The sequence below is a fragment of the Bacillus sp. 22-7 genome, from assembly GCF_010628845.1.
GTDB classification, from domain to species: Bacteria; Bacillota; Bacilli; order Bacillales; family Cytobacillaceae; genus Cytobacillus; species Cytobacillus firmus_B.
The window spans coordinates 1-19,655 of the sequence record NZ_NJQY01000020.1 but is presented as its reverse complement, the minus strand read 5'-3'; the positions used below and the strand labels follow the sequence as shown (position 1 = coordinate 19,655).

Here is a 19,655-nt window from a genome sequence, read left to right as displayed (position 1 = left end):
CTTCCCTCCAGCTGCTCGTCTTATGCTTGTCACCCCTGGGCAAGTCGCCTCGCTTTATAATGTAAAGGCCCAATTGGTGAGATACAGTGAAACTTGCCGAGGCGCAGGCAGAGGCTTAGTTGAACCAATCGGGTTCGTAGTGTCGATTGATCGAAGCGCTAGCGGAGATCTTAGCGACACTAGAACGCGACTAACAATCAGTGGGGGATAAGGAAAACCCCCACTGATTGAAGTTTCACTTTATCTGACTGACAGTTAGACGACAGATACAAGTCAATCGCTTCATTTTTTTGGCATTTATTAAGATTATACAAAAAAGCGCAAACCATTTGGTCTGCGCCTGAATTATTTATTCACTTTTTTCCTGATTAAATAAAACCACATCAATGCATAGGTTAAGAACAGAAGGAGCAAAAATAAGAACACAGACAAATCGTTTTGAATGATCAATCAGTACACCTCACTTCATGTATGCATTTATTTTAGGCTTTCCAATGGAAACGGAAATAATAAGTAGAAAATCACCACAGCAGGCAGAGAAATGAGCATGGCCATTGCCGGTTTTCTATAGTGGACTCTTAATACAGCAAACAAAGCGATATTCAGCCAAATATTATGCCAGCCGTTCCAGCCGTTATCGTACACAAACATCCCTTTATGTGCAAACAGAGACTGAATGATGGTAAAAAAGCCAATCCAAACCGCAGAGTAAAGGTATCCATGGTTTTTATTCTCAGGATAACGCTGCAGATATATGATTAGAGCCATGGGAGTTATAAAATAAGTGAAAGCTAAGTTAATAATGCTATGATTAAGCCATTCGGCCGTAATGCCTCTAAAAGCCCAGAGAGTATGATTAAAATAGAGCATGTTATAGGTAAGGTTAATCGCAATAAAGTACAGCACAGTCGGGTATTGTTTTTTCCATTGTGACCAATCAATAAAGCAGTAAGCAAACAAAATCCATACCACAATAACAAGTATCAGATACATAGGACATCACCTTTAATATTTAATACATACAGGTATTTCCATTTCCCAATAAATTATTCACCTGAAAAGCACCGTCTTTGAAGGATAGCCAGGCTAACTATATAATGGCTTTATTGTGTTAAAAGAAGAAAGGGAGAGGATCATGACAAAATCAACAATTCCACCGCAGATCAAATTAATCGCTCTCGATATGGATGGAACTTTATTAAATTCCAGAGGGGAAATTCCTGAAGAGAACCGTGCAGCCATAAAAGAGGCAAAGGAGAAAGGAATCGAAGTCATTTTGAGCACCGGAAGATCAAGGCTTACAGCAGGCGATCATGCCGATTCCCTGGAATTAAACTCCTATTTAATTACGGTTAATGGCAGTGAAATATTTGGCCCAGATGGAGAATCCATTTCAAGAGCTCCCGTTGATTCCAAAGTTATGGAATGGATGTGGAACTTGTCACAGTCACATAAGACCAATTTTTGGGCCACCAGCTGCGAACGGGTATGGAACAACGAAATGCCGGAAAATATTCATGACCATGAGTGGCTTAAGTTTGGATTTGATATTTCAGATGACGCAGTCAGGGAACTGATCCATAAGGAGCTGCAGTCAAAAGGCGATCTGGAAATTACTAACTCAAGCTTAACCAATATTGAAGTCAATGCTCTTGGCATCAATAAAGCCAAAGGGATCCAGAAGGTAACAGAGCTTCTTGGCATTTCGATGGAAAATGTAATGGCCATGGGAGACAGCTTGAACGATATTGCCATGATTGAGGAATCAGGCTGGGGAGTAGCGATGGGAAATGCCCAGGAAATCGTGAAAGAAACAGCCGATGCTGTGACGGGAACCAATGATGAAGCCGGTGTTGCACAGGCAATCAGAAAATGGGCATTTTAGTGAACGAAAACCGGCTATTAAGCCGGTTTTTTGATTTACATCTTTGATCTAAGTACGGTTTCCTGCAACTCGACTTCCACATTCCCTTTAATTGCCCTTGAGATCATGCAGGATGCTTCGGCTTTTTGCGCCAGCTTTCGCGCAAGTGCATGGTCCTTTTCATCGGCATCTGCCTTCAGCACGATAACCGGGCGATGAATGATTTTCCTGTAGGTAATCACACCTTTGGTCACATCCACAACACCGACTGATTCCATCGTCAGGTCATCTTTCTCGAGCCGGCTGCGTTCCATCATGGTTGCCAGGGTAATAATATAACAAGTTGCCGCTGCCCCCAGCAGCATTTCATCCGGATTGGTTCCGATTCCAGGACCGTCCATTTCCGGAGGGATAGATACCTTTGTTCTCAGCCCGCCTGTTTCAATTTCACCCACATTATTCCGAAGTCCTGGCCAATGTGCTTTTAAATGGAATTGGTGTTCAGCCATTCTATTATTCCTCCAAGTTATGTATTTCTAATTACACCTTAAAGAGGAACAGGCAGAATTGCAAGACTTTACAGATTTAACGTTTCAGGCTAAGATGAAATCAGCCAACTTAATAGTTTTACTGCTAGGGGTGCCCGATGCTCGCGGGCTGAGAAAGAAACCGGACTGTTTTTTACCCTTCGGACCTGATCTGGATCATACCAGCGTAGGAAAGTAGTAATTGCGGGGAACAAACTTAATTCCCTATATATTATTCAGCCAGGTCCAATTAAACGGATCTGGTTTTTATTTTGTTCTAAAAACAAATGAATTGGCTATTAATAAGGAGGATTTTCTATGAATCTTAACGATCAGATTGTCATTATTACAGGCAGCAGCAGAGGATTGGGCAAAGAAACAGCAAAAGCTTTCGCAAGAGAAGGGGCGAGAATTGTCATTAACTATTTCCATAGCGAGGAAAAAGCCCATGCTCTGCAGAAGGAAATTGGCGAATCAGCCATTGCCATTCGTGCTGATGTTCGGGACAGAGTTCAAGTGAAATCCATGTATGAAAAAACGAAGGAACACTTTGGAGCTCCCATTACAACCATAGTCAATAATGCACTGGTGAATTTTCAATTTGACCCTGTTTTAAAAAAAGATGCAGAAACAATTGAATGGGACGATTACAAAAATCAGCTGGAAGGGGCAATTCTGGGAGCATTGAACACTGTTCAAGCAGGTCTTGCAGATATGAAAAAACAGGAGTTTGGCAGGATAATCTCGGTCGGCACCAACCTATTCCAGCATCCAGTTGTACCCTATCATGACTATACGACCAGCAAAGCTGCTTTATTAGGCTTCACCAGAAATATGGCAAATGAGCTGGGGCAATATGGAATTACTGCAAATATGGTGTCAGGCGGTTTGTTAAAAACGACAGACGCCAGTGCTTCGACATCTAAGGAAGTCTTTGAAATTATCGAAAACTCGACTCCACTAAGAAAAGTCACAGATCCTGCAGAAGTGGCAGATGCGATAGTCTTCTTCGCTTCTCCCTGGGCAAGGGCAGTTACAGGACAGAATTTGGTTGTGGATGGCGGACTAGTTATGAATTAAAGGAGGATTCTAAATGAACATTCAGGAGATTAGCAGTCTATTAGATAAAGTAAGAGAGTCAAACCCTCTGGTACATAATATCACCAATGTGGTAGTAACCAATTTTACTGCCAATGGCCTGCTGGCAATTGGTGCATCACCTGTAATGGCTTATGCGCATGAAGAGGCGGGTGATATGGCTAAAATCGCCGGCGCTCTGGTTCTCAACATGGGAACACTGACTGAAAAAGAAGTGAAAAGTATGCTTATCGCAGGAAAGTCAGCCAATCAGCATGGGGTGCCGGTAATCTTTGACCCGGTTGGTGCCGGCGCGACAGCTTACCGAACAGAAACAGCCAATAGAATAATGGAAGAATTAGATATTAGCATCATAAGAGGCAATGCTGCAGAAATTGCCAATGCAGCAGGACAGCAATGGAAAATTAAGGGCGTCGATGCCGGAGAAGCGAAAGGAAGCACTGCAGAACTTGCAAAGTCAGCAGCAAATAAACTTGGTGCAGTCACCGTCATTACAGGGAAACAGGACATCGTTTCAGATGGACATTCCACTTTTTCGGTCAACAATGGCCATCCCCTGTTAACGAAAGTAACAGGGGCCGGATGTCTTTTGACTTCTGTCATTGGAGCTTTCGTCACTGTTGAAAAGGATCCAGTAAAAGCGGCAGCTGCTTCGTTGGTCGTGTATGGCTCTGCCGCCGAAATCGCTGCAGAAAAAACGGATGGCAGGGGCCCGGGCACTTTCCAAATAGAGTTCTTGAATAGCTTATATACTATTTCAGCCGCAGATGTTGAATTGCGCGGCTCTTTTAGTCAGATAGGAGGGGAATAAATATGAAGGTCAACAAAGCATTAACCATAGCAGGATCAGACAGCGGCGGCGGTGCGGGTATTCAGGCCGATTTAAAAACCTTTCAGGAACTCGGCGTTTTCGGCATGTCAGCGTTAACTGCCGTAACAGCCCAAAACACCATGGGAGTGCAGGGAGTTTATCCAATGACCCCAGATGCAGTTGCGTCCCAATTGCAATCCATAGGAGAGGATTTAAGGCCGGATGCAGTCAAGACAGGTATGCTCTTCAGTGCAGAGATTATCGAAAGGGTTTCAAAGGAGATTGCGAAATACGGCTGGAACAATATCGTCATTGATCCGGTGATGATAGCAAAAGGTGGAGCAAGCCTTCTTCAGACAGAAGCCATTATTGCGATGAAAAAGCATCTGATTCCGCTCTCGATGGTCATTACACCCAATATTCCCGAGGCAGAGGTTTTAACGGATACTATTATTCGTTCAATGGAAGATAAACGGAAGGCAGCAAAAGAACTGTATAGGCTTGGTGCGAAACATGTCATCATTAAGGGCGGTCATGAGGAGGGAAAAATGGCTGCCGATCTATTATTTGACGGTGAAGGTTTTACTGAATTCAAGAGTAATAGAATCCAAACAGCCAATACACATGGGACAGGCTGCACTTTTTCTGCTGCAATCACAGCCGGCCTCGCTGACGGTGTTTCTGTGCCACAGGCTGTTGATCGCGCAAAGCAATTTATTCAGGCAGCAATTGAAAATGACTTAAGAATTGGCAGCGGTCATGGACCAACCAATCATTGGGCTTATAATTTGAAGAAAAAGGAGAGCTTCATATATGGAAGTTAATCCTAAGCAAATACGAAACTGGCTTAAAGTGTATTTCATAATGGGGAGCGTAAATTGCCGCCATAAGCCTGAAGATATTCTCCGGTCAGCGATTAAGGGGGGAATATCCCTGTTTCAATTCCGTGAAAAAGGTGCAGGTTGCCTGCACGGCAAAGAGAAGGAATCTCTTGCAAAAAGGCTTCAGGCAATCTGCAAAGAGAGCAATATTCCCTTTATTGTAAATGATGACATTGAATTGGCACTTAGTATCAACGCAGATGGCGTCCATATAGGCCAGGAGGACGAACCGGCAGATGTGGTCCGCAGGAAAATCGGCAGCAAAATCCTTGGCGTCTCCGTGCATAATATGCTTGAAGCAGAAGCAGCGATCCGGCAGGGGGCAGATTACCTGGGCATTGGCCCTATTTATCCGACAAGCACAAAAAAAGATGCCAAAGCCGTTCAGGGTCTTACTTTTTTAAAGGAATTGAGAGCTGCTGATATCCAGATTCCTGTGGTAGGAATAGGGGGAATTCATTCTGAAAACACACCTCCCATTATGGATGCAGGAGCAGACGGTGTCTCTGTCATTACGGCAATCAGCCAGGCGGATTCCCCGGAAAAATCAGCATGGGAGCTAAAAGAAGCAGTAATGAGAAATATCCATTAATTTTGAGCATTTTTCGATTGCCTTTCAAGTTTCAGTGTTTATTACTATGCAATTATTGAAAAGCCATGGTAATGTTGTACTCATACAGATTTTTTCGTAAGGAGATACAATTGCAATGAAACTCGTATCATGGAATGTGAATGGCATTAGGGCCTGTGTGAAAAAAGGCTTCATCGATTACTTCAAAGAAGTGGATGCAGACATCTTTTGTATCCAGGAGTCTAAATTACAGGAGGGGCAGATTGAGCTCATCCTGGATGGCTATCACCAATATTGGAATTATGCTCTAAAAAAAGGGTATTCCGGGACAGCTGTTTTTACGAAAAAAAAGCCGATTTCTGTTCGCTATGGGTTGGGCGATGAGGAAACAGAACCCGAGGGCAGGATTCTTACGCTTGAATATGAAGACTTTTATCTCGTCAATGTCTATACGCCGAATTCGAAGCGTGACCTGGCCCGCCTTCCATATCGTCTGGAATGGGAAGAGCGGATTAGGGAGTATTTACTTGAGCTGGATGGAATCAAGCCTGTTATTATGTGCGGTGACTTAAATGTGGCTCATAATGAAATAGATTTAAAGAATGCAAAATCCAATCGCGGAAATTCCGGGTTTACCGATGAAGAGCGCGACAGAATGACCAGATTGCTTGGTTCAGGGTTTGTTGATGCTTTCCGCTATAAATACCCGGAAGCCGAGGGAGCCTATACATGGTGGTCCTATATGGCAAGAGTAAGGGAGAGGAATATCGGCTGGCGGATTGATTATTTTATAATTTCAGAAAAGCTTCAGGAAAAAATAATAGATTCACAAATTCATTGCGACATTATGGGAAGCGACCATTGCCCGGTAGCCCTTAAAATGGATCTATAGGATGAAGCCTCTGCGATGTGCAGGGGTTTTGTTTTAGGAAAACAGGCAATAATTGAATTAAGATTATCTAAAGGAATGGTTATATGAACAAAACAGAAATGCTGAAGCTTTTTGTTCTTATTGAAAGAGTGTATCCTCCTTTCCGGATCAAAAACGAAATTGTTCATCATTATTTTGATCACTGTCTGGAATTCGACTACGAAATAGCCTTTAACAGCATAAAAGAGCATATTAGGAAAAGTCCGTATCCTCCATCCATCAGTCATATCGCGTGCTCTGCTGAAATGGCAGACTGCCGAAATTGGGAACAAGAGTATGTCCTTGCTGATCATGTGTGTTGATATTGATGGAAAATGTTTTGTTATTTTGTTATAATACCTTTAAATCTAATAAAAAGGTTTTCTAGGGTTCCGCAGCAGATGCTGGCCTGGTCCGAGAGAAAACTCATAGCTTTTATGGCTATGCCACGGAGGGATAAAAGCCTGGGAGATACTGATCATCAGATATCTTCCGGGCTTTTTTCTTTTTCAGGGAATATTAATAAAGGAGCTGATTTCATGCAGTGGCTAAAGGTATTTATTGCAGCATTTTTTGAAGTGTTTTGGGTCATTGGCTTAAAGCATGCGGATGATCCCTTATCATGGGCAGGGACCATCATATGCATCGCTGTCAGTTTTTATCTGATGATCATGGCGGGCAGGGTGCTGCCGGTGGGGACGGTTTATGCTGTCTTTGTTGGCATGGGCACCGCCGGGACAGTACTATCGGAAATTATATTTTTCGGAGAGCCTTTGAAATTATCTAAAATCATTCTGGTTTTTGTTTTATTATTAGGAGTCCTTGGTTTAAAGCTGGTGACAAACGAGGACAAATCAAAAGGAGCTGAAAGTTCATGAGCTGGCTGTATCTGATTTTAGCTGGAATTTTTGAAATGACAGGTGTCACCATGATTAACAGCTGGCATCAAAACAGGAACTGGCGGTCCTTACTTCTGCTTATTGGCGGCTTTGGCGCAAGCTTCCTGTTCCTGTCTTTGGCCATGAAAGAACTGCCGATGGGCACAGCTTATGCCGTCTGGACCGGAATCGGCGCCGCCGGTGGAGCGATCCTTGGCATGATCCTGTACGGAGAACCGAAAGACGCCAAACGAATATTCTTTATTGCAATGGTATTAAGTGCGGCAATTGGGTTAAAACTTGTGTCTTAGCTATGAAACCCGGTCTAACCAAGAAACGCTCGCCATCAATATCTCATAGCAGTTCACCAGCATTCCATAGTAAAAACACAGCAGTTTGTTCATATTAAAAAGGACATGAAAAAGAGGTGACTGCTATGAATTTTGATTACACAGTTGAATCAGAGAAATCCATTGAAGAAACAATTACAGCATTGGAAACGCATTTAAAAGATGAAAAGTTTGGTGTACTTTGGACTTTTGATATTAAAGAGAAGCTGGAGGAGAAGGGCTTTCATCTGGATGAAGAATTTAAGGTCCTTGAAGTTTGTAATCCCCAGGAGGCGGAGAGAGTACTGAAAGAAGATAAAATCGTTGGCTATTTTCTCCCCTGTAAAATCGTTGTATATAAAGAAAACGGCAAAACAAAGATAGGATTGCCAAGGCCAAGTGTGTTAATAAGCATGATGGAAAGCCAGAACCTTAAAGAAATGGCATCAGATATAGAGAAGCGCCTGATTGCCTGCCTGGATAAATCCGTTTAATACATCTTCATCCAAAAACAAACAGCAAACACTGTTTGTTTTTCTTTTTATGCCTTACAATAGAGTGTGAATTCTAAATGTTGTGAAGGTGAATCCATGGATACAAAACTAATTTTAATCGAAGGCCTGCCGGGTTCAGGAAAATCCACTACGGCAAGATTGGTGCATGACATTCTAAACCAAAATGGCATCGAAGCACAAGTATACTTCGAAGGTAATCTAGACCACCCTGCCGATTATGAAAGTGTCGCTTTCTTTACTAATGATGAGTGGCAGTTCTTATTAGAAGAATTTAGCGCTTTCAGAGATCAACTATCAGAGAAAAGCATTTCACAAGATAATGGCTTTTTGCTGCCTTATAAAAAGCTTGGACCTGATATGCCAGATATATTTTATGAAAAAGCATTTAAAAATGATATCTATGAGCTGCAGCTGGAGAAAAATATTCAACTCATCACTCAAAAGTGGGCAACATTCGCCAGGCAAGCTGAAAACAGCAATAAAGTTCACATTTTTGAATGCTGTTTTATCCAGAATCCCGTTACGGTCGGAATGATTAAATATGGGGCTCCCCAAACAAAGCTGCTGGATTATATTTTAGCACTGGAAAATTCGGTAAAAAAGCTCAATCCGATGCTAATTTATATCAATCAGGATAACATAGAATACTCCTTCAAAAGAGCAATAAAAGAACGGCCGAAAAGCTGGTCTGAGGGCTTTATCCATTATTATACCCGGCAAGGATACGGAAAGCAGAATCATCTAAGCGGGGAAGAGGGCACCATAAAGATTCTAAAAGCAAGGAGACAGGCTGAAGAAGAGATTCTGAAAAAACTGACTATCCGAAAGACCATAATCAATAACACTGCCTATGATGAGCATTCCCACAAAATCGCTTTAGAGAATTTCCTGATCAATAACCCTGTTAGGAAAGGAAATGATTAAATGAACCATCAGGAAAGTTGTCCTTTTTGCAGTCCGCACAAGGATCCACACCAGAATATCATTTTTGAAAACAGCACTTGTTATTTTCTTCAGCACGATAAAGAACAGGATGTTTTAGAGGGCTGCGGGGTCATTGTGCCAAAAGCACATCATTCAGATGCCTTTCACTTAACGGCTGAAGAGTGGAAGGATACATATGAACTTCTTCAAAAAGCGAAGGATTATTTGGATACAAAGTATGAACCAGATGGATACACTCTTGGATGGAACGTCGGTGAAGCTTCCAATCAATCCATTCTTCACAGCCATCTGCACGTCATACCCAGATATAGTGATGAACCACACGCAGGAAAAGGGCTCAGACATTGGCTGAAGCAGCATGAAAATAAAAGAGGCGCAGTGAATAAATAAAAAACACACAGAAGGACTGTGTGTTTTTCAAGTTACTGTATTTTAGGTGGATTGCTCTTGACTTCAAGTACATCCAGCAGAAACACAAACACCGGTATACCGACAATCAATCCCCAGACACCAAAGAAATGCTCAGAGAAAATCAGAACAATGAACGTATAAAATACCGGCAAATCCGTTTTGGAAGACATAAGCTTCGGGTTTAAAATATAGGCTTCAATCGCATGAATCACCATAATTAACAGGAGGATATAAAACACCTGGATGAAGCCGCCTAGTGAATAGGCAATTGTACATAAAGGAACCAGGGAAATAATCACGCCTGCTACCGGGATCAGACCAAGCAGGAAAATAAGTATAGACAAGCCCATCAGGTGAGGGAAGTCCATGATCCAGAGCGCAAGTGTTGTCAGAATACAATTCACTGTGGCAATAACCACCTGCGCTTCAATAACTTTTCCAAATGTTTGCACGAACTTACTTCCAAAATAGGAAATCTCATTATAAAAGGCGGCCATTTTGCTGTATTTGAACTTTAAAGTAAACTCAGTCAGCTTAGGCTTTTCAAGCAGGAAGAACAAACTAAGGATAAGTGACAGCAATACTTGAATCGCAATATGGCTAATATCAGAAAAATATTGAAGCAGGAACGCAAAGCCCTGTTCGAGATACTTCGTAACTTCATTTCTTTCAAGCATTTGCACAATGTAAGTGATGACAATATTGTCATGCTTCTGGGTATAAAAGCTTTCAACCTGCTTAAACAGCTGAGAAATTTCAGTTACTATTAAAGGAAGATACTTAATAATCCCGATAGAGAGAAGGCCGATAATTCCTATATAAAGGGTTATGACTGTCAGTTTTCTATTCAGTTTAAATCTCGATAGGACCAGTTTCACGAGCCTATCCATCAAGAAAGAAAAAATAAAAGTAATCAGGATTAAATTAATCATGCTTCTCGACAGGTAAAGAGCCAGAACTATAATGCCAAAAATGACGAATCTTTTAAAGCCGTTATTATTAAAAAGTGATTTAATCGTTTCCAATTCCATTCCTCCACACTTTAGTAGGTTTCTTCAGGGTTCCATTAAATGCGGAGATAATTACTCTGAAACATGTAGGGTGTCATGTATTCGCTGCTTCTATGGAATGCAGCAGATGTAAGAGTCTGAAAATACATCTGCCGTGCTTTAAAATTGATTGTCTGTGCGGTTGTTTTTACTGCAGTTACTAGTGTGCTGCAAAAAGCTGGGTTTTTCAGGGCTGGTGAATCGATCACAATGGCATCTCTTCCGGGATCATTGAAATCAATCGGCTCCTGGCTTTGCTGCACTGTCGTAATTAAACCGGAGAAAATCAGGATAATGCTGATAAATATGTGAGCCAACTTGTTCATCCTCTTATTATCAATATATTTATTATTTTATAATACTTTTACATTTAATTATATATCTATTTACATTCGAAATTAAAAAATTCTGACCAGAGAAAGGTGAAGGTATTTGAATAGGAATTACGCAGTCATTACCGGCTGTTCCAGCGGGTTTGGAATATTAATGGCCATTGAGCTGGCAAAGAACGATTTTAATGTTCTTGCCACAATGAGAAACCTGGATAAAAGCAAAATATTAATGGAGAAAGCTGATAAAGAGGGAGTACTTGCTCAGATTTCCATTCATGAATTGGATGTCACTTCATCATCTTCTATAAAAAATTTTAAAAGCAAGCTGCTCCAATTGCCTTCGGTTGATGTTTTAATCAATAATGCAGGCTATGCAGGAGCAGGATTTGCAGAAGAAATACCGCTGGATGAGTATAGAGAACAGTTTGAAACAAATGTCTTTGGAACGATTGCCGTGACACAGGCAGTTCTGCCATTTATGAGGGAACAGGGATCAGGTACTATCATAAACATCAGCTCAATCAGCGGAAGAGTAGGTTTTCCGGGCTTATCGCCATACGCCGCCTCAAAATTTGCAGTAGAGGGCTGGAGTGAATCACTTAGGCTTGAAGTCAAACCGTTTGGAGTAAATGTGGTGGTGATTGAGCCAGGATCCTTCAGGACAGGCATTTGGACAACAGGCAAAAAGATAGCGGAACCCTCATTGAAGAACGACTCGCCTTATTACTCTTATATGACAAAAATACAGAGGTACCTTGATCAAGGGGAGCCCTTTTACGAAGATCCAATTATCGTTGCGAAAAAAGCAGTGGATATTATCAGGGAAAAAGAACCTGCACTCAGATACCCTGTAGGAAAGGGAGTCCGAACAAGAATACGCCTGAAACACCTTCTGAGCTGGAAAGCATGGGAGAAAGTCATATTCAAGACACTTTATAAAGATTAATTAATAAACAAATATCCTGTAATGATTAATCCAACGATAAAAAAAACAAAAGTTCCAGCAAGAAATGGATTGAGATTAATGAAAAAATCTGCTCTTTCTTCTTCATTCAAATGAGTCATCATATTTAATTTTGAATCGGCAATTACATTATTAGTCCAGGCATCGCCCTGTGAAAAGGTAAATAAACTGAATGCAATAGGAGAAAGCTGCTGTAGGCAAAGGTATCAAGAAGAGGAAAGTTGAGAAGTAATGACACAACCGCTGCTAAAATGGATTCTAAAACAAAAAATAATAATGCCCAAACCCAAAACTTTCTTTGTTTATCCATAAGAGGACCTCCTTATTTCATTTCTTTTTTATACCGTATAATGGGCAAAAAGGTTTCAAAATTTTCCTTTTTTTCTTCTTTTTTCTTAAGTCCCCAATCTCTGATTAATTTTCTTGCATCTAGAGAAAATAAGAAAACTAATCTTTGATCGTCTGGGGGAGTTGGAATGAAAAAAGGAATGAAAAAGTATACTATCACACTGTTATCATTCATAGCCCTGCTGCTTGTCTGGAACCAGACGGAAGCTGAAGTATCCGGACCGCCAACCATCCATCTGCGCGTGATGGAAACCACTGATTTGCATGGAAATATGATTGGTTATGATTATGAAGACCGCAGAAAAACAGTGGAGTTTGGGCTTTCCAGGACGGCCAGCCTGATTAAACAGGCTAGAAAAGAGTCTCCTAACTCCCTTTTATTCGATAACGGGGACATTCTTGAAGGCAATGGACTCGATGAATATGCCTATAGAAGCCATCCGCTTGACATGGCTAATGTCCATCCTGTTTTTAAAGCTATGAATACGCTGCTTTATGACGCTGCAACAGTGGGAAATCATGAATTTAATTACGGAATTGATTTTATGGAAGAAAGCCTCAGGGGAGCCAACTTTCCTTATGTGAATGCAAATATCTATGTGGAAGACGGCAATCAGCTTGAAGAAGATGACCTCAATTATTTTAATCCCTACACCATTATAGAGAAAGAAGTGACAGATACAGCTGGGGAAAAGCATCAGCTGAATGTCGGAGTCATCGGCTTTATTACTCCGATTGTTGCGGAGTGGAATAAAGAGTATTTTCGCGGGAACCTTAAAGTGAAAAATATAAAAGAAACAGCAGAGCACTTTATTCCTATAATGAAAAGCAAAGGGGCAGATATCATTGTGGCCCTTGCACATACCGGCCTCCAATCCGATAAAGGGCTGGAGGAGAAAAAGGGCAATTCAGTTCAGGCACTCAGCAAAGTTAAAGGAATAGATGCCATTTTATTCGGTCACAGCCATTCTGTTTTTCCTGTCAAAGATGAGCTGCAAAAGGTGCCTGGGATCGACTTGAAGACAGGAACCATTAATGGAACAGCTGCTGTACAGGCTGGATACTGGGGCAATCATCTCGGTTTAATCGATTTGAAAATAGCCTTTGAAGATAGAGAATGGAAAGTAAAAAGCAGTCTATCCTCCATCAGGCCTGTTTACCGGACTATCAAAAGTAAAAAGAAGGAAGTCATCCCGGGGGACCCGTTAATAGAGCAGATTATGAAAAAAGATCATCAAGATGCACTGGATTTTTTAAAACACAAAAAGTAAAAGGCGCCTAATGGGCGCCTTTTTCCTATAAAACCGAAAACTCTTCATTTTTTAAATCTGTAATAAACATATGTCCCGGTGCATGTGTAATCATAATTTCCGGCTTCACATGCATGGCAACTGCCTGAGGAGTGACGCCACAGGCCCAAAAAACAGGTACCTCTCCATCTTTAATCGTCACGGCATCGCCAAAATCGGGCTGATGTATATTATTTATGCCGATTGCTTCAGGGTTGCCAATATGGACAGGGGCACCATGGACAGAAGGGAAGCGGCTTGTCACCTGGACAGCCCGAATAGCTTCCTTCTCTGTCATCGGCCGCATACTCACAACCATTGGCCCTTCAAACCGGCCTGCCTTCACACACTCAATATTTGTTTTAAACATTGGAACATTCCGATTTTCCTCAATATGGCGGATAGGGATATTGTTTTTCAGCAATGCTTCTTCAAACGTAAAACTGCAGCCGATCAGAAATGCCACCATAGCATCATCCCAATAAGATGTGATGTCTGAAATCTCCTCAGAGAGAACACCGTTTTTATAAATCCTGTATTTGGGCAAATCTGTTCTAATATCAGCATTTGGGGCTGACAGCATCGGCACAGGAGACCCAGGTTCTGTCACATCGATGATTGGGCAGGATTTTGGATTTCTTTGGCTGAAAAGGAGAAACTCAAAAGCCAAATCCTTTGGCAGGATGGCAAGGTTTGCCTGAATGAAGCCGTTTGCCATTCCTGCTGTCGGTTTCTCCCATGCCTTGCTGCGGATCAATTTGCGTGCCTCATCAGGATTCAATTGAGAAGGGGAGTTCATATAAAAATCTCCTTTCATGCTTATTTAAACAGCTCAGGGATTCCATTGATTAACGAGTAAACCCCCATGTAAGACATGGCAATCACGATAATGACTCCGAAGATGGTCATCCAGAGCGGATGTTTATAATCGCCGACAATTTTGGTTTTATAAGCAGCAATCAGCATTACACCTAATGCGATTGGCAGGATAAGACCATTTAATGAACCAACTAAAACCAGTATTTTGACTGGTTTACCAATCAATACGAAAACAAATGTAGAAACGGCAATAAAACCGACAATTACCCATTTATGATATTTCTCGATGGCAGGGCTCAATGTCCGAATAAATGAGACCGATGTATAGGCTGCACCGACTACAGATGTGATCGCGGCTGCCCACATAACGACTCCAAATATCTTATAGCCTATATTGCCCGCAGCCAGCTGGAATACAGAAGCTGGCGGGTTGGATGGGTCCAGTGCCAAGCCTTGCGAAACTACACCAAGTGCTGCGAGGAAAAGGAAGATACGCATTATGGAAGCAATCCCGATTGCACTCACAGAGCTCTTTGTGACTTCAGGAAGAGCTTCTTTTCCTTTGACACCTGCATCAATTAGGCGATGGCCGCCGGCAAAAGTGATATAGCCGCCGACCGTACCGCCGACAAGTGTAATAATAGCCAGGATATCAATTTTGTCTGGAACAAACGTTTTGACGACAGCTTCACCAACAGGAGGCTGTGCCGTAAACATAACATAAAGAGTAAGCCCAATCATGACAAATCCTAAAATCTGTGTGAAGCGGTCCATTAATTTCCCCGCTTCTTTTACAAGAAAAATGCCGATCGCCAAAATTCCGCTTAAAAGGGCACCGAATTCGGGAGAAATGCCGAATATAACATTAGTACCTAACCCGGCACCGGCAATATTTCCAATATTAAAGGCCAGTCCGCCCATGACAATCAGGGCAGCCAGGAAATATCCGAGGCCCGGCAGGACATCATTGGCAATATCCTGGGCCCGTTTTTCAGACACAGCAATAATTCGCCAGATATTCATCTGTGCACCAATATCGATAATAATAGAAATTAAAATGACAAACCCGAAGCTTGCAAGCAGTGTTTCTGTAAAAACGGTCGTCTGAGTCAGGAAGCCTGGTCCGATGGCAGATGTAGCCATAAGGAAGGCAGCGCCAAGTAAAAGACTGGCATTAGATTGCTTTTTCATTCATTTTCCCCCAATAAATTAATTTGTGGTTATTTTTTTATGCTGTTCGCGCTGAAAAGCATGATTAGTGCCGTTTGCGCTGCCTAATCCGGCATGAACGATACTATTCCATCTAACTGCGATCCGCGCTTGATAAGTCACCAAGTGTTCATTATCTCCATCTATACCACTTTTATTTCAAAAACTCACTGATTTTTGCCACCTGGATACCCGCTTCATTCAGCGCCTTCGGGATATATTGGGCAAATTCCAGGGCGCTTTCACCATCGCCGTGGATGCAGATCGTATTGGCCTCAATGGAAACATCAGTACCCTGAACAGAATGAACTTTTCCTTCTTTGACCATGCGGATTACCTGATTAACAGCAGCGCTGTGATCTGTAATTAGTGCATTGCTCTCCCTTCTTGACGTAAGCGATCCGTCCTCCTGGTAGGTCCGGTCTGAAAATACTTCATTCGCAGAACGGAGGCCTATCTTCCTGCCGGCTTTAACTAATTCGCCCCCTGAGAGACCGAACAGAATCAGTTCTGGATCCACTTTGTAAACAGCTTCTGCGATTGCTTCCGATAACGGTGCGCTTTTGGAGGCCATGTTGAACAGTGCACCGTGCGGTTTAACATGCTGAAGCTTGCCGCCTTCTGATTTAACAAAAGCATATAAAGCGCCAATCTGGTAGACCACCAGGTCATAGGCTTCCTGAGGGGTGATATTTATATCTCTCCGGCCGAAACCATGCAGATCCTGGAGTCCCGGATGGACACCCAGGCCTACATTTTTATCAAGCGCCATCCTGACTGTTTTTCGCATGGTCGCCGGGTCACCGGCATGGAAGCCGCAGGCGATGTTGGCTGAGGTAATGTGGTCCAGGATTTCCTCATCGCGTCCCATCTTGTAGGAACCAAAGCTTTCTCCCATATCACAATTAATGTCAACTATATGCATGTTAATTTCCTCCTCTGGTTTTTAAAAATATGCCTTGTTTTAACTCCTTTAATTTCATTTCTCTCTTAATGAGTAATTGCTGCGCCTGTTCATTTGATATTTCTGCAAACCGTAAGGCGTCTCCGGGTTTAGCCTGCGCCAGAAGGGGAAGATCGACAGCCGCAACCTGTCCAATTTTCGGATATCCGCCGGTTGTCTGCCTGTCAGCAAGCAGGACAATCGGATTTCCATCAGGCGGAACCTGAATGGACCCAAAATTGACGGCCTCAGATATTTGTTCAGCATGCTCTGACAGGGCAAGGGAAGGGCCCTTCAATCTGTATCCCATCCTGTCAGATTGTGCTGTCACCTCAAATGCATGATTAAAAAGCTGAATCCTGCTTTCATGGGTAAATAAATCAAATTGACGGCCCCTGGTGATTCTGATTTCCGGATTCCCCACAGTTTCCGGAATGAGTTTTGAAGCAATGCCCCAGTCGTTTTCAACAAAAGCTTTATCAAGGAGCTGTTTTGATAAAAAGTCCTTCATTTTCAACGACTGGAGGGAAGGTTTGCCGGTTTCCAGCACATCTCCAGCCTTTAATGCTCTGCCTTTAAAGCCGCCAATACCAGCGCGCAGGTAAGTGGATTTACTGTTCATTACTTCCGGAACGACAAAACCGCCGTAAACAGCCAGATAGGCCCGGCACCCTTTTTGGCATCCTCCGAATTTAAGTTCACTGCCTTTTTTCACAAAAACTGACCGCCATGTCCGAATAGGCTGGCCATTGATCGAAGGGGAAAGGTCACCGCCGCAGATTGAAATTAATGTGTCTTCTTCAAATGTCAGGATTGGGCCCATCATCGTTATTTCCAATGCAGGATCATTTTCCTCATTTCCGGACAGCAGATTGGCCATCCGATGTGAAAAAGGATCCATGGCCCCGCTGGCTATGACGCCAAACTTCTGATAGCCGGTTCTCCCGAGATCCTGAATGCTTGAAAGGAGTCCAGGCTTTAACACTTTAATCATTGATCCGTCTCCTCCCAATGATGGTATTCTTCCAGACTGATTGGCCTGAATTTAATTTTATCCCCAGCTTTTAACAAGGTAGGGGATTCATCCATTGGACGAAACAGCTTAACAGGAGTACGCCCGATCAGCTGCCAGCCTCCTGGCGTCTCGATGGGGTAAATCCCGGTCTGCATCCCGGCAATCCCAACTGTACGCTCGGGAATTTTTAACCGTGGTGTATCCCGTCTTGGTGCGGCAATTTGTTCTGACATTCCGCCGATAAAAGGGAAGCCTGGCGCAAATCCGATCATATAGACCAGATAGCTGCCTGAAGAGTGAATGTCTATTACTTCATCAGGGGTAAGGCCATTATGTTCGGCAACATAATCAAGATCAGGGCCAAATTCTCCTCCGTAGCAAACCGGAATTTCCACTATTCTTGCTTCCTTTGCCTTATTTTCCCCCAGCTCTTCCATAAGCGGTTTTAGGTGAGAACATATGAAGTCAAATGGAAGTTCTCCATCTGAAAGCTGATAGATCTCAAATGGATTATAAAAAACAGTGACGGTTGTGTAAGCGGGTATGTATTCAATCATCCAATCTGGAGGATGTTTTTCGAGAAAGGCTGTCAGTGTCTGCACTTTTTGATGTGCATCCTCACTGATTTCGTTCCCAAGTTCAATAAGAACGGCATTATCTCCTAAAGGATGTACAGTGTATTCCATTATTTCACCTGCTTTCGCAATAAATGTAAGGAGCTGAAGGTTGTAAAATATTATTCAATAATAATAAATAGCCTTTTTCACCGAGACGAAATACACATATTATTTTTTCCTAAAAAAAGGGAAATCTATGTTTATTCACGTTAAGAGGAAAAAATTTATTAGTAAACTTATATATTTATGCAATGTCTTCAGCTAAAGAATATAATATCATATAATAGATTGAAAATTCTATTTGTGCAAATTATTCTGCCGGAAGGCGAACCAGAATCTTCATAGTTTATTTTGTCCTCTAATATGGGAATAAAGTAGGGACATTATGAATTAGGGAGAGATTATTGTGGGTGCAGATAGAGAAATGAACTTATCAGAAAGATTTGAGGCAGCCTTTAACCGAATTCACAAGGCCTTGAAACAATCTGCTAAACAAGCCAGAACAGACAGGTTTTATAAGCTGATTGAAATACAGAAAAACCATTCGCTGATTCGATTATATGAGGATGATTTACATCAGTTTGCCAAACTGAGAAATGCTATAGTCCATGAAAAAATTGATCTGGATTATTATATAGCAGAACCGCACCTGGAAACGGTGGAAAAAATTGAACTGATTGCCGGCCATTTTGAAAAGCCCAAAACCGCGATTTCGATTGCTGCCACACCGGTATTTTATTTTTATGAAGATGGCAAGCTTTCAGATGTACTGGCCATTATCAATAAATTCTCGCATTCCCAGTTTCCCATTTATTCGCGGGAAGAGGAATATTCCTGGCTGTTAACATCAGCGGATATTGTAAAATGGATGGCAGAGCATTTTACTGAAGAAACGATCCAGCTGAAAAAGGTGAAAATCAAAGAGCTTTTCAACAAGAAATCGAAGCATCAAATAGCCTTTGCCGGAACGAATACCTCTATTTTCGATTTGGAGGATATGTTTGAGGAGAGCAGAAATAAAAATGAAAAACTTGAAGGGATCATTGTAACCGAGAATGGAAAGCCGACTGAAAAACCCAAAGGCATCATTACAGCCTGGGACCTGCTGGAGGCAGATTCAGAAAATTAGATAAAGTGAAACTTCAATCAGTGGGGATTTTCCTCATCCCCCACTGATTGTTAGTCGCGTTCTAGTGTCGCTAAGATCTCCGCTAGCGCTTCGATCAATCGACACTACGAACCCGATTGGTTCAACTAAGCCTCTGCCTGCGCGTCGGCAAGTTTCACTGTATCTCACCAATCGGGCCTTTACGGGCAGTTTGACCCCCTC

General features: G+C 42.2%; 26 protein-coding genes and 2 riboswitches. Of the genes, 16 read left to right on the top strand and 10 right to left on the bottom strand.

The features are described from left to right. The coding region (locus tag CE058_RS24810) for a hypothetical protein (RefSeq protein ID WP_204260546.1) at positions 1 to 211 on the top strand (211 nt) is incomplete at its 5' end. A 266-nt stretch (positions 212 to 477) separates the two neighbouring features. Here CE058_RS24810 and CE058_RS15940 read toward each other — a convergent pair. Then, on the bottom strand, positions 478 to 993 hold the full coding sequence (locus tag CE058_RS15940) for a CBO0543 family protein (protein ID WP_163143971.1): 516 nt from the start codon (positions 991 to 993) through the stop codon (positions 478 to 480). Positions 994 to 1,135: 142 nt separating this feature from the next. Between CE058_RS15940 and CE058_RS15935 the strand changes: the two genes are divergently transcribed. Then, entirely contained in the window at positions 1,136 to 1,885 is a 750-nt protein-coding gene (locus tag CE058_RS15935; protein ID WP_048011409.1) for a Cof-type HAD-IIB family hydrolase, read from the top strand. Between the two features lie 35 nt (positions 1,886 to 1,920). On the opposite strand, the gene CE058_RS15930 is transcribed toward CE058_RS15935, so the two are convergent. Beyond that, entirely contained in the window at positions 1,921 to 2,373 is a 453-nt protein-coding gene (locus CE058_RS15930; protein ID WP_163143969.1) for an OsmC family protein, read from the bottom strand. A gap of 116 nt (positions 2,374 to 2,489) precedes the next feature. Further along, a riboswitch (TPP riboswitch) is annotated at positions 2,490 to 2,602 on the top strand. A 107-nt stretch (positions 2,603 to 2,709) separates the two neighbouring features. Between CE058_RS15930 and CE058_RS15925 the strand changes: the two genes are divergently transcribed. The 11 genes from CE058_RS15925 (at position 2,710) to CE058_RS15875 (ending at position 9,719) form a co-directional block, all read left to right on the top strand. Beyond that, the gene (locus CE058_RS15925; protein ID WP_163143967.1) at positions 2,710 to 3,471 is read left to right on the top strand and encodes a 3-oxoacyl-ACP reductase; all 762 of its coding nucleotides are present in this window, start codon (positions 2,710 to 2,712) and stop codon (positions 3,469 to 3,471) included. A gap of 13 nt (positions 3,472 to 3,484) precedes the next feature. After that, entirely contained in the window at positions 3,485 to 4,300 is an 816-nt protein-coding gene (gene thiM, locus CE058_RS15920; protein ID WP_163143965.1) for a hydroxyethylthiazole kinase, read from the top strand. A gap of 2 nt (positions 4,301 to 4,302) precedes the next feature. Next, positions 4,303 to 5,124 (top strand): bifunctional hydroxymethylpyrimidine kinase/phosphomethylpyrimidine kinase, encoded by an 822-nt coding sequence (gene thiD / locus CE058_RS15915; protein ID WP_163143964.1) that lies wholly within the window; start codon positions 4,303 to 4,305, stop codon positions 5,122 to 5,124. Continuing rightward, entirely contained in the window at positions 5,114 to 5,773 is a 660-nt protein-coding gene (gene thiE / locus CE058_RS15910; RefSeq protein WP_163143962.1) for a thiamine phosphate synthase, read from the top strand. The genes thiD and thiE overlap by 11 nt, the downstream gene beginning before the upstream one ends. 115 nt (positions 5,774 to 5,888) lie before the next feature. Next, entirely contained in the window at positions 5,889 to 6,644 is a 756-nt protein-coding gene (locus tag CE058_RS15905; RefSeq protein ID WP_163143960.1) for an exodeoxyribonuclease III, read from the top strand. A gap of 83 nt (positions 6,645 to 6,727) precedes the next feature. After that, positions 6,728 to 6,985 (top strand): hypothetical protein, encoded by a 258-nt coding sequence (locus tag CE058_RS15900; RefSeq protein WP_163143958.1) that lies wholly within the window; start codon positions 6,728 to 6,730, stop codon positions 6,983 to 6,985. A 50-nt stretch (positions 6,986 to 7,035) separates the two neighbouring features. Beyond that, positions 7,036 to 7,135, top strand: a riboswitch (guanidine-I (ykkC/yxkD leader). A 66-nt stretch (positions 7,136 to 7,201) separates the two neighbouring features. Next, positions 7,202 to 7,540, top strand: a complete 339-nt coding sequence (locus CE058_RS15895; RefSeq protein ID WP_163143956.1) for a DMT family transporter — start codon at positions 7,202 to 7,204, stop codon at positions 7,538 to 7,540. Next, positions 7,537 to 7,851, top strand: a complete 315-nt coding sequence (locus CE058_RS15890) for a DMT family transporter (protein WP_163143954.1) — start codon at positions 7,537 to 7,539, stop codon at positions 7,849 to 7,851. Before CE058_RS15895 ends, CE058_RS15890 begins: the two co-directional genes overlap by 4 nt. Before the next feature lie 125 nt (positions 7,852 to 7,976). Next, the gene (locus CE058_RS15885) at positions 7,977 to 8,363 is read left to right on the top strand and encodes a DUF302 domain-containing protein (RefSeq protein ID WP_163143952.1); all 387 of its coding nucleotides are present in this window, start codon (positions 7,977 to 7,979) and stop codon (positions 8,361 to 8,363) included. A gap of 96 nt (positions 8,364 to 8,459) precedes the next feature. After that, positions 8,460 to 9,308 carry a P-loop NTPase family protein gene (locus tag CE058_RS15880; protein WP_163143950.1) on the top strand — a complete coding sequence of 283 codons (849 nt, stop codon included), beginning with the start codon at positions 8,460 to 8,462 and terminating at the stop codon, positions 9,306 to 9,308. Continuing rightward, positions 9,309 to 9,719, top strand: coding sequence for an HIT family protein (locus CE058_RS15875; protein ID WP_048011398.1), 411 nt, complete (start codon positions 9,309 to 9,311; stop codon positions 9,717 to 9,719). It abuts the gene before it with no gap. A gap of 32 nt (positions 9,720 to 9,751) precedes the next feature. Here the strand turns inward: CE058_RS15875 and CE058_RS15870 are convergent, their stop codons facing one another. Together CE058_RS15870 and CE058_RS15865 are read right to left on the bottom strand one after the other, a co-directional pair. Further along, positions 9,752 to 10,765: an AI-2E family transporter gene (locus CE058_RS15870; protein WP_163143948.1), complete on the bottom strand. Its 1,014-nt coding sequence runs from the start codon at positions 10,763 to 10,765 to the stop codon at positions 9,752 to 9,754. 41 nt (positions 10,766 to 10,806) lie between these two features. Beyond that, the gene (locus CE058_RS15865; RefSeq protein ID WP_048011396.1) at positions 10,807 to 11,106 is read right to left on the bottom strand and encodes a hypothetical protein; all 300 of its coding nucleotides are present in this window, start codon (positions 11,104 to 11,106) and stop codon (positions 10,807 to 10,809) included. Between the two features lie 115 nt (positions 11,107 to 11,221). On the opposite strand from CE058_RS15865, the gene CE058_RS15860 reads away from it, so the two are divergent. Beyond that, positions 11,222 to 12,067: an SDR family oxidoreductase gene (locus CE058_RS15860; protein WP_163143946.1), complete on the top strand. Its 846-nt coding sequence runs from the start codon at positions 11,222 to 11,224 to the stop codon at positions 12,065 to 12,067. A 142-nt stretch (positions 12,068 to 12,209) separates the two neighbouring features. On the opposite strand, the gene CE058_RS15855 is transcribed toward CE058_RS15860, so the two are convergent. Further along, positions 12,210 to 12,395: a hypothetical protein gene (locus CE058_RS15855; protein WP_286168023.1), complete on the bottom strand. Its 186-nt coding sequence runs from the start codon at positions 12,393 to 12,395 to the stop codon at positions 12,210 to 12,212. A 166-nt stretch (positions 12,396 to 12,561) separates the two neighbouring features. On the opposite strand from CE058_RS15855, the gene CE058_RS15850 reads away from it, so the two are divergent. Continuing rightward, on the top strand, positions 12,562 to 13,704 hold the full coding sequence (locus CE058_RS15850) for a metallophosphoesterase (protein WP_163143945.1): 1,143 nt from the start codon (positions 12,562 to 12,564) through the stop codon (positions 13,702 to 13,704). A gap of 25 nt (positions 13,705 to 13,729) precedes the next feature. Here the strand turns inward: CE058_RS15850 and CE058_RS15845 are convergent, their stop codons facing one another. The 5 genes from CE058_RS15845 to pxpB form a co-directional block, all read right to left on the bottom strand. Beyond that, positions 13,730 to 14,521 carry a putative hydro-lyase gene (locus tag CE058_RS15845; RefSeq protein ID WP_163143943.1) on the bottom strand — a complete coding sequence of 264 codons (792 nt, stop codon included), beginning with the start codon at positions 14,519 to 14,521 and terminating at the stop codon, positions 13,730 to 13,732. A 20-nt stretch (positions 14,522 to 14,541) separates the two neighbouring features. Beyond that, positions 14,542 to 15,732, bottom strand: coding sequence for an NRAMP family divalent metal transporter (locus tag CE058_RS15840; protein WP_163143941.1), 1,191 nt, complete (start codon positions 15,730 to 15,732; stop codon positions 14,542 to 14,544). 172 nt (positions 15,733 to 15,904) lie between these two features. Next, the gene (locus CE058_RS15835; protein WP_048011390.1) at positions 15,905 to 16,675 is read right to left on the bottom strand and encodes a LamB/YcsF family protein; all 771 of its coding nucleotides are present in this window, start codon (positions 16,673 to 16,675) and stop codon (positions 15,905 to 15,907) included. Between the two features lies 1 nt (position 16,676). Further along, positions 16,677 to 17,687, bottom strand: coding sequence for a 5-oxoprolinase subunit C family protein (locus CE058_RS15830; RefSeq protein WP_163143939.1), 1,011 nt, complete (start codon positions 17,685 to 17,687; stop codon positions 16,677 to 16,679). Then, positions 17,684 to 18,394: a 5-oxoprolinase subunit PxpB gene (gene pxpB, locus CE058_RS15825; RefSeq protein WP_048011388.1), complete on the bottom strand. Its 711-nt coding sequence runs from the start codon at positions 18,392 to 18,394 to the stop codon at positions 17,684 to 17,686. Before pxpB ends, CE058_RS15830 begins: the two co-directional genes overlap by 4 nt. A 337-nt stretch (positions 18,395 to 18,731) precedes the next feature. On the opposite strand from pxpB, the gene CE058_RS15820 reads away from it, so the two are divergent. Then, a complete protein-coding gene (locus CE058_RS15820; protein ID WP_227887164.1) occupies positions 18,732 to 19,454 on the top strand; it encodes a CBS domain-containing protein in 723 nt (240 codons plus the stop codon). The last annotated feature ends 201 nt before the right edge of the window (positions 19,455 to 19,655 follow it).